This window comes from Polaribacter sp. Hel1_85 (assembly GCF_000766795.1).
In the GTDB taxonomy this organism is placed as follows: Bacteria; Bacteroidota; Bacteroidia; order Flavobacteriales; family Flavobacteriaceae; genus Polaribacter.
In genome coordinates this window covers 197784-215856 of the sequence record NZ_JPDS01000001.1, presented here as the reverse complement: position 1 = coordinate 215856, position 18073 = coordinate 197784, and the positions used below count along the sequence as shown (strand labels likewise).

The following is an 18073-nucleotide window of genomic DNA, read 5'->3' as shown; positions in this document are numbered from 1 at the left end:
AAAACAAAAAGAGCAGATTTATCTGCTCTTTTTTGTTTAAATAAATTTTTAAATTATAAAATAATTTAATAAATTTACAATAATTAAAAAACTATCTGGTTTTTTAATAACCCCTAAAACGATTACTTTATGATCCCTAAATCAAAAAGTAGATGGTATATGTTACCGTTTATAGTATTACTGTTAAATCTCAATTTAACAGCACAAATATTATTAGATAATAACTTAAAATTATCTTATAATGATATTTCAACTAATTATTTATCAGATTCTTTTTTAAATAAATCAGGTGAAACTGAAGAAAATTATAGTGCTTTAGAGAATGAAAACTATAATGAAATTAAAAATTTAAAAGAAGAAAATCCCCCTTCTAAAAAAATAGGGCTAACTGATACTTCTGCAAAAGCAGCTCTTAATACCTTAAGTTATAGTTTTGAAAACACTATAGATGGTTGGACAAACACTGGTGGAGATGCTTTTGATTGGACAAATGATAGTGGTAGTACGCCTTCATCTAATACCGGGCCAACGACAGGTTCAGTAGGCTCATACTATATGTTTATAGAAGCTTCAAGTCCAAGAGGAAATGGTGATAATGCTTATTTTCAAAAAGAATTTGATTTTACTGGAGAAATTGATGCAGAAGTTTCTTTTGACTATCATATGTATTCTGGTACTGCTACTAATATGGGAACACTTAAAGTTCAAATACTTAATCAATCTGGCATTTTACAAGAAACTCTTTTCAATGAAACTGGCAGTAAGGGAAATAGTTGGTTAAACCAAACAATAAATTTAAGTGCATATAATAATCAAATTATAATTATTCGTTTTGAAGCAATAAGATTAGGCAGCTGGCAATCTGACATTGCTATTGATAACGTTGTTATTAATAGCACTACAGATAATTCAGGCATTCCAATAACAGTTACTGCAGATGCCAAAACAAAAGAATTTGGTGATGCAGATCCTACGCTAACCTACACAATTACCTCAGGAAGTCTAGAAAATGGAGATACATTATCAGGTAGTTTAACAAGAACTGCAGGAGAAGCTGTTGGAACTTATTCAATTAATAAAGGTACTTTAAGCAATTCTAAATATTCAATAACCTATGTATCTGCACTATTAACAATTACAGATAAAGATACAGATGGAGATGGTTATCCAGATACCATTGATATAGATGATGACAATGATGGTATCTTAGATACCGATGAAAATTGTGTGATACCAGGAAGTGCAAATCCATCGGGAGATTCAGAGGCATGGATAGATGAAGAATATTCTGTTTTTGGTGTTGGAAATAACACAAATGGATTAGGGTATCAAGAATCTGGTTTTCAACAAGCTGCTTACCAAAGAGGAATAAACCTTACTGTTTTAGATGATTCTTCAACAAATTTTGTTAGAGAAAGTCCTGCTTCTAGTTCTTCTCCTTTAACTTTAGATGATGAAGTTTATTTTGGTATAAACCCTACATCCAGTTCAAATGATGGAGTTGTTACCTTTACCTCAACCTATTATGCTCCAGATTATGATGCTGATGCAGGTGTTGGTTGTTCTTCAAACCCTGTTGGAAGAAATTCAGAATTAAGAACAACAACTAGTAGCGAATTTACTTCTGGAGGCTCTTCATCAGCAGTATATGTAGTTCCTGAAAGAGGTTCTGTTACTGGAGATTCATATTCAGTTCATATCAATTTTAACACAAGTGTTTATGCTTTTAGTTTTGATATAAATGACGTTTTTGATACAACTCCTGGTAGTGTAAATCCAGTATATGAATTAGAAGTATTTGTTAATGGAAAGTTATTAGCTTATATGAAAGCAGATAATTTTGGAAATGATATAACAGGAACTATGGAACTCTTTAGAGGAGATAAAACTACCTTAGTTAATAACGCAATAAATATTGGTAATCAAACCGAAGCAACTATTGGTTTTATTAATCCAACAGCAATATCAAATGTTGAAATTAGAACAACTATTTTTTCTGGAGACACCAGTGAATGTGCAAGGGATGCTCATGGTATTGATAGTTTTGCTTATGGTACTACTGCACAATCTTGTTTTGCAGATGACTTAGATTTTGATGGAGATGGATTAAATAATGATAAAGATATCGATTCTGATAATGATGGAATTCCTGATAATGTTGAAGCACAATCAACTATAGATTATATTGCTCCTAATTATATTTATACAGCAAATGGCTTAGATACTGCATATGCTAGTGGCTTAATGGTAGTAAATACAGATGGAAATGGAAACGCAGACTATACTGATTTAGATTCTGATGATGATGGTATTTTTGATACTGTTGAAGTTAGTTTAACTATTGACAATGATAATGATGGAAAAACCAATGGATCTGTAGGTGTAAATGGAATTGATGATACTTTAACATCTGACGATTATACAGATATAAACGCCCATATAGACCAACCTACAACATTGTTAGACACAGATAATGATGTATTAACTATAGGAGATGTAGATTATAGAGATACACATGTTTCTGGAACCCCAATGATTACTCAAATACATCAAACAGATGCAAATAAAGTTATAGAAATAACCAACATACATTCAACAAATTCGATACCAGCAAACACTATTAAATTTTCTCTATTTAGCAATAAAACTGGAAGTCAAACAGATATTATTCCAGATGAAACTTATTTTATCCCTACTGATGTACTTCCAGGAGAATCTGTCTTAATATCAAACATTAATATCATAAATATTGCAGATGGAAATGATATTTTATTATTAACAAATCCAAATGGTCTTTCTTCTGGATCAACTTCTTGGAAAAATAGATATGATACTACAAGTAGCATTACTAATAACACATCTTATGTAAGATCTGATGAAATAATTTCTACAAATAAAGATTTTACTACAACAGAATGGATAGCTTTTGTAGATGATAATTTAGACCCATATAGAGATTTAGCATCAGGAGGACCAGAAAGACATCCTCATGATCCTTTATTGTCAGAAATATCGAGTGCAAATTCTGAATCTAATATGTCTTTAGGAAAACATAGAGTAAATCCTACAAATAGAACAGGAAATAATTGGAGTAATGGTTTACCAGATATCACAAGAAGAGTTGTAATCGCAGAAGATTATGAAACCTCAACGGTGTTAAGCGCAAGAAATTTAACTGTTAATACTGGTAATAAAATAACTGTTTCAGACAATTTTTTACGAGTATCAGGTGAAATCAATTTAGTTGACACTTCTAGTGAAATTCGATTAGCAGGTACTTCGCAATTAATTCAAATACATAATTCAACAGAAAAAATTTCTGGAGTAGGTAAATTGTATATAGATCAAAACTCTACAATACCAAGTATTTATAGATATAATTACATGAGCTCTCCAGTTGGTGGAGGTTCGTATACTATTGAAAGTGTTTTAAAAGATGGAACAATACCAACTTCAGCTACTTCTACTCCATTAGATATCAATTTTGTAACTGGTTATGATGGTGCAAATGAAAGCCCTATTCAAATAGCAGATTATTGGATCTACTCATATGCAAGTTCAGATGGTTCTTACTCTAATTGGGTTCAAGAAAAAAAAGGAGGTACAATACCTTCTACAGATGGTTTTCTCATTAAAGGTCCTGGAGTACCACAAAATTATACTTTTGTTGGTACACCTAATGATGGAGAATTAACGACCTCAATTGGAGCAGAAGAAGCTTATTTAGTTGGTAATCCTTATCCTTCTGCATTAAGTGCAAAGAAATTTATTGAAGATAACTCAAACGCTATAAGTGGAACTCTCTATTTTTGGCAGCATGCAGGAGAGGAAGATATTGAAAGTTCTAATATTGCAGGTCATACTTATGCAGGTTACATAGGTGGTTATTCTGCAAGAAATATTGCAATGGGAATAGCTGCACAAAATGTAAGTAGTAATAACGATTCTTCTCTACCAAGTTTAGGTGACGGTGAGTATACAGTTCCTGCAAATTATATTGCAATGGGGCAAAGTTTTTTTATAAATGCAGATTCTGATGGTGGCCCTATAATATTTAATAATAGTCAAAGAGAATATATTACTGAGGGTGAAAATTCTGTGTTTTTTAAATCTAAAAACCAAGGACTTCCTACTTTACCAATTATAAAATTAGGAATGAATTATACAGCTAACAATGAACGCATAATGCATCGACAAATTGGTATTTCGTTTAATTCAAATAATACTTTTGATTTTGAAACAGGGTATGATAGCCAAATTTTTGATTTATCAAGTTCTGATTTTTATTGGAAATTTCCTAGCTCTGAAGAAAATTATGTAATAGCAGGAGTTGGAGAAATCTCATCAAGTTTACAAGTTCCATTAGAGATTGTTCTAGAAAAAGATAATGAAATATCAATAGAAATAGATGAATGGAATTTAAACAACAATGCTGTTTATTTGTTTGATAAAATTACAAATAAATTTTATCCTTTACATGAAGCTAAAGCAGTAATAAGTCTTGAAAAAGGCAAATATAGTGAAAGGTTTTTCATAACATTTACAAAAAAACAAAAACACACTCTAGCTATAGATGAAAATTTACTTTCAGATAAAGTATCTGTTTTCTATGATAAGTTTTCAAAAGAAATTAATATCAATATTAATGATGATATTAATATTTACAAAGTTGAGCTATATTCAATTATAGGACAAAAAATTAATTCATGGAGAATCACAAACAACAATAAAGAATTCAAACAAAAAATTAATTCAAAATCAAAATCAGTTTATTTAATTAAAATAATAACAAATAAAGGAAAAATAGCTAAAAAAATAATTATAGAGTAACCCCTAACCCCTACCCCTAATGATTACTTTTATAGAGACGTTAAACTCGTCTACACCTCCATTACCAGGAGGTCCAGGACCTCCTGGACTACCTACATTACCGATTGATAATGGTCTAATTTTTTTGTTCATTACAGCAATAATATTTGGCACTTATATTCATTATAAAAAAAGAGAAAAAAACGATACTAAAAGTTCTCTGAACTAGAGATCTTTTTGTAATTTCATGCTATTAATTGTTTAATCAAATAGCATGAAAAAGCTAGTTTTTATTTTATTTTTTACATGTATTTTACTACAAAAATGCACTAAAGAAGATTGTAACTCACTTTGTTTTACTCCTCCAAATCAGTTCAATTTTGAGTTTGTTGATGCTAAAACTGGTGAAAACATATTTACAAGTAATAGCTTTGATAAAAATGAACTAAACGTTATTAATCTAGAGAATAATTCAATTGTTGAGTTTACTTTTATTGATGAAAATGATTATAATATTTTAAGCATTAATTCTATTGGTTGGAAAACGGAATCAGTAAATTATTCTATACAAATTGCTAATAAAGAAATTTTAAATCTATATGTAGAAGCTAAAAGACTGAGTGAAAACTGTTGCTCTTTTACTCGTTTTGAAACTATTAAAATTAATAATACAAACTATACATTAGATAATCAAAGTGGTATTTATACTATTTTATTAGAATAAAGTTCAATAAAAAAAAGCACTCAAAATTGAGTGCTTTTATATATATAAACTAGAATTATATTCTAGATATTTGCTGCTAACCAGTCTCCTACTTCTTTCGTTCCATAAGCTTTACCTCCATCAGCTAAATCTTCTGTAACAATACCTTTTCCTAAAGCAATGTTTACCGTGTTTCTAATTACTTGTCCTTCTTCGTGTAAACCAAAGTTTTCAAACATCATTGCTGCAGATAAAACCGTTGCCATTGGATTTGCAATATTCAATCCTGTTGCTTGTGGATAAGAACCATGAATTGGTTCAAATAAACCAATATCAGAACCTAAAGATGCACTTGGCATTAATCCCATAGAACCAGAAATTACAGAAGCTTCATCAGTTAAAATATCTCCAAATAAGTTTTCTGTAATTAATACATCATAACTATTAGGCCATTGAACTAAACGCATTGCAACTGCATCTACAAATTCATATGCAACCTCAACTTCTGGATAATCTTTTTCCATAGCTTGCACAGTTTCTCTCCATAATCTTGATGTTTCCAAAACGTTAGCTTTATCTACACAACATAATTTCTTACCACGTGTCATTGCTAATTCGAAACCTTTTTTTGCTAATCTCTGAACCTCAGCTCTTGTATAAACACAATTATCAAATGCAGTTTCCCCTTCATCTCTTCTACCCTTTTCACCAAAGTAAATACCTCCAGTTAACTCACGTAAAAAAACCAAATCAGTTCCTTCTATTCTTTCTCTTTTTAAAGGAGATTTATCTAATAAAGAAGGAAACGTAAATGTTGGTCTTACATTTGCAAATAAACCTAATTTTTTACGCATTTTTAATAATCCTTGTTCTGGACGAACTTTTGCTGAAGGATCATTATCAAATCGTGGATGTCCAATTGCACCAAATAATACAGCATCAGAAGCTACACAAATTTCATGTGTTTCATCTGGATAAGGTTCTCCAACTGCATCAATAGCTGCAGCTCCTGTTAAAGCTGGTTTCCAATTGATTTCGTGATTGAATTTTTTAGCAATTGCATCAGATACTTTTACTGCTTGGTCAATTACTTCAGGACCAATTCCATCTCCTGCTAATAATGCGATATTTAATTTCATTTCTTTTTAATTTTTGTCATCTCGACTTTATGAGAGATCTTTTTGATTAATTATATTTATTTAGATTTTTCGACTTCACTTCGTTTCGCTCAAAATGACAACTTCAAGCTTCCATCTTCAAAACCTCTGTTTTATATTATATTCAACATTTTCTCTGTAGCCTTAATTGCAGATACTGTTTGATCTGAATCTAAACCACGAGATATAAATTCTTTTTCTTCACTCTTCCAAGTTATAATTGTTTCACACAAAGCATCAGAATTACTTCCTGGAGGTATTCTTACTGCGTAATCTATTAAAGCAGGTAAATCTTTTTTACTATGCCTTTTATACAATTTACGCAATGCATTCATAAATGCATCAAATTGCCCATCTCCTTGTGCATGCGCTTCGTATAAAACACCTTCAACTTTTAATTGTAAAGTTGTAGAAGGTTTCATTCCTTTTGCATGCCCTAAAACATAGTTTTCTACAACAACACGTTTTTCTATAGTGTCACTGTCTAAAACATCAGAAATAATATATGGTAAATCCTCTTGAGAAACTACTTCTTTTTTATCTCCTAATTCTATAATTCTTTGGGTAACTTTCTTAAGCTCTTCATCATTTAAACTAAGACCTAAATCTTGTAAGTTTTTCTGAATATTTGCTTTTCCAGAAGTTTTCCCTAAAGCATATTTACGTTTTCTTCCAAAACGTTCTGGCATTAAATCATTAAAATAAAGATTGTTCTTATTATCTCCATCTGCATGAATTCCTGCAGTTTGTGTAAAAACATTAGCGCCAACTACTGGTTTATTTACAGGGATTCTAAATCCTGAAAATGTTTCTACTAACTTACTTACTTTATTTAATGCTTTTTCATTTACTGTAATTTCTACTTCTTTTAAAAAGTCGTTAATTACTGCAATAACACTTGCCATTGGTGCATTTCCTGCACGTTCACCCATCCCATTTATGGTTAAGTGTAATCCATTTACACCTGCTTTTACAGCTTCCATAACATTGGCAACTCCTAAGTCGTAATCATTATGACCATGAAAGTCGAAATGAGCAGTTGGGTATTTTTCTCTAACTTCATTAATAAAACTAAAAGTTTCATCATGCGTTAACACCCCTAAAGTATCTGGTAATAAAATACGCTCTACATTTTGATTTACTAAGAAATCTAAATATTCAAAAACGTATTCTTTAGAAGTACGCATTCCATTAGACCAATCTTCTAAATAAACATTGGTTTTTATATGATGCTTTGCAGCCAACTCTATAGTTGCTTTTATATCAGCAAAATGTTGAGTTGGTGTTTTTTTAAGTTGATGTGTTAAATGATTTAAAGAACCTTTAGTTAATAAATTCTGAACTTTAGCGCCAGCAGCTATCATCCAATCGATAGATTTTCCTCCATCAACAAAAGTTAACACTTCTATAGTCTCTAAAAAATTGTGTTCAGCAGCCCAAGAAGTTATTTTTTTAACGGCTTGTAATTCACCTTCAGAAACTCTTGCAGATGCTATTTCTAGACGATCTACTTTTAATTCTTCAAGCAATAATTTTGCTATTGTTAATTTTTCGGAAACTGAAAACGACACTCCTGATGTTTGCTCTCCATCACGCAGTGTCGTATCCATTATTTCAATCTTTCTCTTCGTCATTTATATCAACTTGAAAAATATAGGTCTTTTATTCTATTATAGATTCCTCTGTTTCGCTTCCGCTTCAATCGGAATGACAGTTGAAAGTCATTTCGACCTTGTGGAGAAATCTATTTGAGATTCCTCGATTTCTCTATTACTTTACTCGGAATGACAATTTTAATTTAAAATAATCTTTTAATTAAAATGGTCTTGTTTCAGCAAATGCAGAAATTTCGTTTTCGATGTTTTTTAAGTAATCAATATCATCAAAACCGTTTAACATATTGTCTTTTTTGTAAGTATTAATTACAAAAGATTCAGACTCTCCAGTAGCAACTAAAGTTACCCTTTGGTTAGGTAAATCTACTTTAATTTCTGCTTTAGGATCTGCCATAATTGCTGCAAATAAAGTATCTGCAAATTCAGCTGAAACTTGTACAGGTAAAACCCCAACATTTAAACAGTTATTTTTAAAGATATCTGCAAATGCTGATGAAATTACACAACGTAATCCAAAATCGTACACAGACCAAGCTGCATGCTCTCTAGAAGAACCAGAACCAAAGTTTCTACCTCCAACTAAAATTTTAGAACCTGCATAAATTTCTTTATTTAAAGGAAAATCTGCTTTTGGTGTTCCATCTTGTTCAAATCTCCAATCACGGAAAAAATTGATATCAAAATATTTACGCTCAGTTGCTTTTAAGAAACGAGCAGGAATTATTTGATCTGTATCTACATTCTCTGTAGGTAAAGGATATGCTGTACTTGTTAGTACTTCAAATTTATCGTAAGCCATTGTTTTCTTTATTAAGCGTTAGCGTTTAAAATTGTTCTTGGATCTGTAACAACTCCTTCTACTGCAGATGCTGCTGCAACTAAAGGTGATGCTAATAATGTTCTAGATCCTGGTCCTTGTCTTCCTTCGAAGTTTCTGTTTGATGTAGAAACTGATAATTTTCCTGAAGGAATTTTATCATCATTCATTGCCAAACAAGCAGAACAACCTGGTTCTCTTAAAACAAAACCTGCATCTGTAATTATTTTATCTAATCCTTCAGCTTGTATTTGATCTACTACTTTGTGAGATCCTGGAACTAACCAAGCAGTAACATTATCTGCTTTTTTTCTTCCTTCTACAATAGAACAAAATGCTCTAAAATCTTCTATACGTCCGTTTGTACAAGAACCTAAGAATACAAAGTCTATTTCTTTACCAATCATAGAATCGCCTTCGTTAAAAGACATATATCCTAAAGATTTTTTATAAGTATCTACTCCACCTTCTACATTTTCTGCTAAAGGAATAGATTTAGTTACACCAATTCCCATACCTGGGTTTGTACCGTAAGTAATCATTGGTTCTATATCTGATGCTTCATAGTTAAATTCTACATCAAACTCTGCTCCTTCTTCTGTATATAGAGTTTCCCAATATTTCATTGCCTTGTCCCAATCTGCTCCTTTAGGAGTTTGAGCACGACCTTTTAAATATTCGAAAGTTTTAGCATCAGGTGCAATCATACCACCACGTGCTCCCATCTCAATAGATAAGTTACACACAGTCATACGTCCTTCCATTGTCATATCTTCAAAAACATCTCCTGCATATTCAACAAAAAATCCTGTTGCTCCAGAAGTAGTTTGTTTTGCAATAATGTATAAAGCAACATCTTTTGCAGTAACACCAACACCTAATTTACCATTTACGTTAATACGCATTTTTTTAGGTTTTGGCTGCATAATACATTGTGTAGATAATACCATTTCTACCTCAGATGTACCAATACCAAAAGCAATAGCACCAAAAGCACCATGAGTAGATGTATGAGAATCTCCACAAACAATTGTAGCTCCAGGTAACGTAATTCCGTTTTCTGGACCAACAACGTGTACAATTCCGTTATTTACATCTCCTAAACCCCAATGAGAAATACCATGCTTTTTTGCATTGTTTTCTAAAGCATCTAACTGGTTTGCAGATAAAGGATCTGCTACAGGTAAATGTTGGTTTATTGTTGGTGTGTTATGATCTGCAGTTGCAAATGTACGTGCAGGATATACAACACTGTTTCCTCTACTTTCTAATCCTAAAAAAGCTACAGGACTTGTAACTTCATGGATAAAATGACGGTCTATAAAAAACACATCTGGTCCGTCTTTTACTTTACGAACAACGTGCGAATCCCATACTTTGTCAAATAATGTTTTTGCCATTTTTTGGTTCTTTAATGATTGTTAATTTAATCAGCTACCAAAAATACAAATTTTATAAGTTTTTAAATTTAAATATTCGTTTTAAAACATTATACCCAACTGTTAAAGAATACTTTATAATTCTAAAAAACAGCGTTTTAACTTATTTAAAAATACGATGTCTATTTCTTTTATGAAGTATTACTTTTTTCAGATAATGTATCTCTCTAATTTTTGAAACTTGTTTTTTTTACTTATAAAACTTTAATTAAATCTAAAGGTGTTTCTAAAATAAATTTTGCACCACTTGTCGTTAGTTCCTCTTTAGTTCTGTAACCCCAAACTACACCTACAGGATGCATACCTGCGCTTTTTGCTGTTAACATATCCACATCTGTATCACCTACAAAAATAAAATCTGCTACCGCTATCGCTGTCTTTTCACTAATTTCTAATGCAACAGTAGGATTTGGTTTTTTTAAGGCTTCTACTTTTAAACCAGCTACAACTTCAAAATTCCATTTAGGCATTACAGTTTTTACTACTTTTTTGGTAAGTTCATCTGCTTTATTAGAAAAAACCGCTAATTTTAATCCGCGTTCAGTTAAAGCATCTAACAAATCACTAATACCCTCGTACATTTTGGTTTTTACGGTACAATTATCTCTATATTCTACCATCATTTCATCTAAACAACGATTTACAAAATCTTCATTTTGATACTCTTTCGGCAAAGATTTAACCACAAGATCTCTTAACCCATGTCCTATAAAACTCTGACAAACAGCAACACTATGCGTAGGAAAACCATGCTGTTTCAACACTACATTTATAGCGTTACTTATATCTTCTAAAGAATTTACAAGTGTGCCATCTAAATCAAAAATTACTCCTTTAAACATATTCTTTTTGTTTTGCATTATACGCTTTACAAAGCTAAAAATTATTATTGCTTTGGGGTAATTGACATGTTTTATTTTTCTATTAATAAAAATATAGATGTGTGTGTTTTTTATTACTCTTTATTCTTTTCCATTGATGAAAAGAACCAAAAATCTAGACTTATTTTATTTTTCTGAAATTCTACTTTTTATTTCATTATCGTGTCCAGACCGCTAAAACTCTTTGGACACTTGCCATTCCATAAAAATTGAATTTGTACGAAAAATAAAAATAGGTCGGGTTTAGTGCAGAACTACTCCACATTATTTAACCCTTAATAAAAATGTGAGTGTGTTTTTTGGCTCTCTTTTCTTTTTTCCTTTAACAGATACTGAAACAAGTTCAGTACATGTAAATTTAGTACGAACTTTAATAAAAATATAGTTCGTATTATAAAACTAAAAAAGTAGTACAATAGGATAAAACCTCTTGAACTACTTTTTATTTCATACAATCTTGAAGTAAAAATATTTACTCAGAATCTACATATGTGGGTATTTTAAACACTTTGGGTAGATTCATTACATGAAAACACATATGTTGGCGCACCACTTCCTATAATAGAGCATGCTAACCCAAGTGGTCCGGCCGTACCTAACATTAATGTATAAGGTTTTGAGTCTGGACTAGGACTGTTAAACTTTAATACATACATAGCAGGGTTGTATGTATAAGACTGAACCTCAATTAACACTCCTGGAGTAGAAAATGCATATAAAACCTCACCTTTTTCACTAATAGACAGTATTATATCTCCATCATTAGAGCTACCAAACTGATGATAATTTCCTGCAAAATTCACTAATGGTACAGGATTAAAAGGCGTTGAACCTGTAATACTTTTACCAGCAATATTTCCTGAAACATTAATTAATGTTCCATTATTAAAATCACGATTAAACGTAATCTTATCGCCATTTGGGAATATCAAAGTATTGTATTTAAAAGAATATGTATGATCAAACACATGACTCACTGATTTTTTACCATCCATAGAATACGAGATTGTCACTGCAGACTCTAGCACTACTCCAACTTTCTCTGCACCAGTGGATTCTAATACTGTACCGGTTTGATTTGTATCAATAGATAAAAACGCACCTGGTTCTGCTCCTTCCAAAGCATAATACCCTGTATAACTAGATAAACTGGCAGCTTTAGTTATATTTTGTTCAATCCATGCGTCACCTTTTACTGGCTTACCATTATAACTTCCTGAACAACTAGCTATTCCCTCATATATTGGTGCAGAATTAGGGTTCGTAAATACCTGATTATCCATTAGAGCTTTAATAGTAAGTCCCGTATCTATTCCATATTCCTCATTATTAATGGTCAGTTCGAATTCCATGAAATAGTCTACTCCATCATAAGATTTCGGACTAAGAGGTGTCACAACACTAGGAATATATATACTAGTACCGTCCTTTAACAATACTGTGGCATTACCAACGATTGGTTGACCTACCGTTAAGACTTTGTCACCTGGAGCTGAGTTCGTTAATTGAATACCGTTATCTAGTTGTACATCCTGTAAAATCCATTTGGCGCTTGGTGGAAAAGCTCCATATTCATGATCCATCCAGGTAGTACCCTCAACCTCTATTGTTTCACCATCTATAGTTATTGTGCCACTAGCTTTTAGGTTTGTGAGCGAATAGTAATAGTTATTCTGCTTTATAGGGTTTTGCTCTTTAGGGTATATATCCCTAATTCCTGTACCCCATACCAATAATGGAGGCCCAACCTGATTCACTTTTATATTTATAGTACATTTTACATTATTATCATCTAAGAAATTAGCAATGACATTCATATTTGTAGGATCACTTTGCGGAGCACTCATGGAAATACTTGTGTTAGGAACAATAGTATTAAGGCTACTAGGTAATTTGACACTCCATGGTTTAGAAGGATCTGATTCTGCCCATGAAGCAGGGCAATTTTCAATTATTTCATACGATTGATGATGCTTTTTTTTAGAAACATCTGCAATAGAAATTTGCATAAGACCAATCCCATACATATTGGCTGCATTTACTTCAAAACCAAATTGTCTTGGCTTGAACCCCTTAATATCTGGAGTTTCCTTCATTTTTTCGGTCAAAGTTCCAATATGCCACCACCACTCTGTAAGTGCTCCTTTGTGTGCATATTGATCTTGTGGAATTTGTATAGCTGGTACTTGTAGTTTTGGTATTGCTTTCATTTTGTTTGTTATTAAAATTCTCTTACTCTATTTACATATAGGCTTTTCAGATTTCGCCTTTGTAATTAAAAACTAAGTGTAGCTACTTAATCAATAATTAGTTTTTATTTACTTTACAAAGGTTTGTTGATATTATATATTTAGCTAGCGCATAAAAACTTAATTTTAAAAACAGGTAATTATACCAAATAAATAATTGCGAGGTTTAAGCCTACTAAAAAAGCACTAAATTAGAAGCAATTTTTTACTTGAAGTTCTATTCACTTTTTATATTTTCTTTGTTTTTTCTAATTCTCTCTATTATTTTTACTTTCTTTTTTCATTGACCTCTCGACTTCTTCGCTTTAGATAAATTATAACAACCAAAAACATAGACTTACAAATCGTTGTTTGTTAATAAATTAACTAATGTAATTTTACTTAAACTAACTATTTCAAAATAAACCTATTTCAAAATAATTTGAACGTGTAAAAAGGGTAAACCTATTTCAGTATAATACAATCTCCGTTTTTTCTGTTTCGAATTAAACTATTATTAAAATAAAGTGTCAAAGAAGCAAAAGAATTAAAAATGAAAAAACACATAGCTATATTATTATTTATTTTAGGAACACAACTGTTCGCCCAAGAAAATAATGAACATTTAACAGCTACAATTATTGGTTCTGGTTCTCCAAAATACAATACAGAACGCTCTGGTCCTTCTGTATTAATATCATACAAAAACACACAGATTTTGGTAGATATGGGAAACGGAACACAAGCCAATTTAGACAAAAACAATACGAAAGTTAGAAATCTTGATGCATTGCTTTTTACACATCATCATTTAGATCATAATGAAGAGTTTGCGCCTATTTTTATTCAAACACTTTTGGGAGGGCAACAAACAATAATTGCAGGACCAAAACAAACCACTGCTATCGTTGATAATATTCTTGCTATTTATAAAGAAGATATTGCTTACAGATTATCTAAATCTGGAAGAACTTTAAAGGACGTAAAAACTAATTATACCGCTAAAAACTTAACAGGAAGCAATACTTTTAAGATTGGAGATATTAGAATAAGTTACACTCCTGTAAACCACACAATTGCTACACTAGCTTATCGTTTTGATGTTGGCAATGAATCTATTGTAATTTCTGGAGACTTAACTTACTCAGAATCTTTACCAATTTTGGCTAAAAATGCAGATTACTTAATTATTGATTCTGGTGGAGCAATTCAATTAGGATCAAATAGAAACTCTAACAAAGGTAAAAGGAACAAAAGCGGAAATAAAACCAAACAAAAAGCGCACGTTAATTTATCTGAAAGCTCACAAATGGCAAAAGAAGCCAATGTTAAAAATTTAGTGTTAACACATTTTGTTGCGACAAATATTGATGAAGTTGCTACTTCTTCGGAAATAAATAAAAATTATACAGGTACAATTATTTATGCTGAAGATTTAATGTCTTTACCGCTAAAACAAAACATTGCAACCAATCAGAAATCTAATTACAATTATCCAATTGTAGATACAGGAATTACAGATTCTTATTCTGATACAGATAAAATTTCTACACCATCTGTTAATGAACCTTTTTACGGACAAGATGCTAATTACAATGGCAATTTGCCTTCTTACATCAATAACAATAACGGTACAATTACAGACAATGTAACGGGTTTAATTTGGCAACAAGATATGGGCGTAAAAATGACGCTTGATGAAGCTATAAAAAAAGCAAAAAACTCTAATTTGGGCGGTTTTAATGATTGGAGAGTACCTACAATTAAAGAGCTTTATTCTTTAATTCAATTTACAGGAAAAGTAAAAGGAGCTAAAGCCATAGAAATGTTTATTGATACAAATTATTTTAATCAACCTTTGGGTGATACTGAAAAAGGAGAAAGAGAAATTGATGCTCAAACGTGGTCTTCTACAGCATATGTTGGACGAACAATGAGAAATGATGAAACTATTTTTGGTGTTAATTTTGTTGATGGTAGAATAAAAGGATATCCAAAATACAACCCAAGAACTAGTGCAGAAAACAAAATGTATTTTCGTTTAGTTCGTGGAAATACCGAGTACGGAAAAAATAATTTTATAGATAATAAAGATGGTACAGTAAGCGATTATGCAACAGGTTTAATGTGGCAAAAAGCCGATGATGGTGTTGGTAGAAATTGGGAAGAAGCGTTAACATACGCAGAAAATCTTCAGTTAGAAAAAAATACAGATTGGCGTTTACCAAATGCTAAAGAATTACAAAGTATTGTAGATTATTCTCGCTCACCACAAACCACAAATTCACCAGCAATAAATGCAATTTTTGAAACTACCAAAATTAAAGATCCAGCAGGAAACGCAAATCAATATCCATTTTTCTGGACAAGTACAACACATTTAGACGGACAAAATCCGTACGCAAGTGCAGTATATTTTGCTTTTGGTGAAGCACAAGGACAAATGAGAGGTAAATTAATGGATGTACATGGCGCAGGAGCTCAAAGAAGTGATCCTAAAAATGGAAATAAACAAGAATATCCTAAATATTTTGGACCTCAAGGTGATGTTAGATACGTTTATAATTACGTAAGATGCGTTAGAAATATAAATCCTACAGAAAACACCAATACCGTGGAAAAAACAGTAATAAAACTAAAAAACAAAGACCAAAATAAACCAAAACAGAATCGTCAGAAAAGACAAAATACTGCTCCAGATTTTAAAGAATTATTAGCTAAAATGGACCAAAATAATGACGGGAAAATCTCTAAAAATGAAGTAAAAGGTAGATTGAAAGACAACTTTGACAAACGAGATAGAAACAAAGATGGTTATATTACAGAAGATGAATTAACAAGAAGGAATCATTAAAGAATAAAGAACTAATTGCATATTTACGAGTACATAATATTGGTAGAATTGATCTCTATAAATTTGTAGAAACTAAATTAGAATACCTATTATTTACAGAGAGTAATATCGATAGAAAACAAATACCTTTAGATTATAAATTTCCTGCTTTAAACATTAATACTAAAGGAAACCGAATCTTTTATCTAAAAGTAAATTTTCAAAAAGAAGCGGATTTTTCTTTAAAAATTATCCCTGAGAAAAAATTTATTACATACGTTTCTAACAAACAAGTTATTAATAGTTTTTATTACGGTACTTGGATTGTAATTATCTTTTAAATTTTATTTTTCTCCCTAAAGCTAAAAGACAGGAGCTACTTATACTACCTGTTGTTTCTTTTGTCTTTAATGGTTACTTTTTTATTATATGATGGTTCTTTAATAAACCTGTTTAGAAGAGATTCTTTCTACTATAAACTAGAATTTTTAACTTATTTCTCAAATGAGATTTGGTTTTTGTTATTCTCAATTAAATTCTTAGACCTCAACAAAAGACATCCGCTTTTAACAAAGTTATTTTTCATTCCCCTCCTATTAGTACTCCTACTCTATGCATTCTATTTTTCTACTAATAATTTTGTTTATTCAGCAATTGGTGATTTTATAGGAGTATCTCTTTTTCCTATTTTGTGGTTTCTGGGGTTTTATTATAGGTTTTCCGTTTGGATTCTGGGAAGTTCATAGGGAAATGCTCATTATAAAAATTGCAAGTTGGTTATATATTTTTATATTTACTTATGCTCTTAGCTATAAAATGGGAAATAGTGAAACAGAAAAACAATATTGAAAACTCTGAAACTGATTTACCTTTAAAAAAAGAACATCAACCTAAAGAAACTTTTTTTCATCTTTTAAAAGAAAATAAGTTCGTAATTCCCCTACTTACTTTAATAGAAACTGACACTTTAAAAGGAATTTGAGACGGCTTAAACAATACTAAAATTAGTGAGTAATTATTTATTTCTAAAAGCACTGTAAAGTATCATATTAGAAATATTTATACTAAAATTAATTTGAACAACAGAAATGAGTTAGAAGAAAAAATGACTTTAACCATGAAAAAACAAAAAAATATCTGTAAGTAAATTAAAGATAGAGATGGGAGAAATTACCTTCTTTTTTTTAGGTGTTTTAACGTTTTTTACAACAAGTAAATATTTAAAAGTTTAGTTAATCAATTTACACAAGTTTAAAAATTTAGTTATAATCGCTTACATGTCGTCTAATTTAACTAGATTCTTATTAAAAATAAAAATCTAACAAAAAATATTTTGTAACGTTTTTGTAACGCTCTTTTTGCTGTATTGTATAGTTTATATCATTTATTTGTATTTATTACAATCATTTTAACCAATAAAAAACTATATAAAAAATAAGCTATTACTAGTAACAATTGCATTTTTCTACATCACACAAGATTTTGCATAGCAAACAAAAATCGAACGTCCAAACAACCTAAAAAACTAACCAAAGTTATCCCTACCTGCTTTATAAAACATTATAATGTTATATAAAATTTACTCCGAAA

The 18073-nt window shown here is 30.8% G+C and carries 13 protein-coding genes; 6 read left to right on the top strand and 7 right to left on the bottom strand.

What is annotated here, in order from left to right:
- Positions 1 to 129: 129 nt before the first annotated feature.
- Entirely contained in the window at positions 130 to 4830 is a 4701-nt protein-coding gene (locus PHEL85_RS00930; protein WP_036819874.1) for an MBG domain-containing protein, read from the top strand.
- A gap of 3 nt (positions 4831 to 4833) precedes the next feature.
- On the opposite strand, the gene PHEL85_RS18185 is transcribed toward PHEL85_RS00930, so the two are convergent.
- Positions 4834 to 4962, bottom strand: a complete 129-nt coding sequence (locus PHEL85_RS18185) for a hypothetical protein (RefSeq protein ID WP_262501541.1) — start codon at positions 4960 to 4962, stop codon at positions 4834 to 4836.
- Positions 4963 to 5083: 121 nt separating this feature from the next.
- On the opposite strand from PHEL85_RS18185, the gene PHEL85_RS00925 reads away from it, so the two are divergent.
- On the top strand, positions 5084 to 5533 hold the full coding sequence (locus PHEL85_RS00925) for a hypothetical protein (protein ID WP_036819871.1): 450 nt from the start codon (positions 5084 to 5086) through the stop codon (positions 5531 to 5533).
- Positions 5534 to 5595: 62 nt separating this feature from the next.
- On the opposite strand, the gene leuB is transcribed toward PHEL85_RS00925, so the two are convergent.
- From leuB to PHEL85_RS00895, 6 genes are all read right to left on the bottom strand, one after another.
- On the bottom strand, positions 5596 to 6651 hold the full coding sequence (gene leuB, locus PHEL85_RS00920) for a 3-isopropylmalate dehydrogenase (protein ID WP_036819869.1): 1056 nt from the start codon (positions 6649 to 6651) through the stop codon (positions 5596 to 5598).
- Between the two features lie 131 nt (positions 6652 to 6782).
- The gene (locus PHEL85_RS00915) at positions 6783 to 8303 is read right to left on the bottom strand and encodes an alpha-isopropylmalate synthase regulatory domain-containing protein (RefSeq protein ID WP_036819867.1); all 1521 of its coding nucleotides are present in this window, start codon (positions 8301 to 8303) and stop codon (positions 6783 to 6785) included.
- Between the two features lie 181 nt (positions 8304 to 8484).
- The gene (leuD, locus tag PHEL85_RS00910) at positions 8485 to 9084 is read right to left on the bottom strand and encodes a 3-isopropylmalate dehydratase small subunit (protein ID WP_036819864.1); all 600 of its coding nucleotides are present in this window, start codon (positions 9082 to 9084) and stop codon (positions 8485 to 8487) included.
- Positions 9085 to 9095: 11 nt separating this feature from the next.
- Complete coding sequence (leuC, locus tag PHEL85_RS00905) at positions 9096 to 10502, bottom strand: 3-isopropylmalate dehydratase large subunit (protein ID WP_036819861.1); 1407 nt, start codon at positions 10500 to 10502, stop codon at positions 9096 to 9098.
- A gap of 233 nt (positions 10503 to 10735) precedes the next feature.
- A complete protein-coding gene (locus PHEL85_RS00900) occupies positions 10736 to 11383 on the bottom strand; it encodes an HAD family hydrolase (protein ID WP_036822916.1) in 648 nt (215 codons plus the stop codon).
- Positions 11384 to 11922: 539 nt separating this feature from the next.
- Complete coding sequence (locus tag PHEL85_RS00895) at positions 11923 to 13632, bottom strand: lipocalin-like domain-containing protein (protein WP_036819859.1); 1710 nt, start codon at positions 13630 to 13632, stop codon at positions 11923 to 11925.
- A gap of 571 nt (positions 13633 to 14203) precedes the next feature.
- Here PHEL85_RS00895 and PHEL85_RS17725 point away from each other — a divergent pair.
- The 4 genes from PHEL85_RS17725 to PHEL85_RS18305 all read left to right on the top strand — a co-directional run bounded on the left by PHEL85_RS17725 (position 14204) and on the right by PHEL85_RS18305 (position 17630).
- Positions 14204 to 16504, top strand: coding sequence for a DUF1566 domain-containing protein (locus PHEL85_RS17725; RefSeq protein WP_156109063.1), 2301 nt, complete (start codon positions 14204 to 14206; stop codon positions 16502 to 16504).
- Between the two features lie 320 nt (positions 16505 to 16824).
- Complete coding sequence (locus PHEL85_RS18310) at positions 16825 to 17229, top strand: 7TM diverse intracellular signaling domain-containing protein (protein WP_081965052.1); 405 nt, start codon at positions 16825 to 16827, stop codon at positions 17227 to 17229.
- Positions 17230 to 17309: 80 nt separating this feature from the next.
- On the top strand, positions 17310 to 17465 hold the full coding sequence (locus PHEL85_RS00885; RefSeq protein WP_156109061.1) for a hypothetical protein: 156 nt from the start codon (positions 17310 to 17312) through the stop codon (positions 17463 to 17465).
- Positions 17466 to 17504: 39 nt separating this feature from the next.
- A complete protein-coding gene (locus PHEL85_RS18305) occupies positions 17505 to 17630 on the top strand; it encodes a LuxR C-terminal-related transcriptional regulator (protein WP_081965082.1) in 126 nt (41 codons plus the stop codon).
- Positions 17631 to 18073 lie beyond the last annotated feature (443 nt).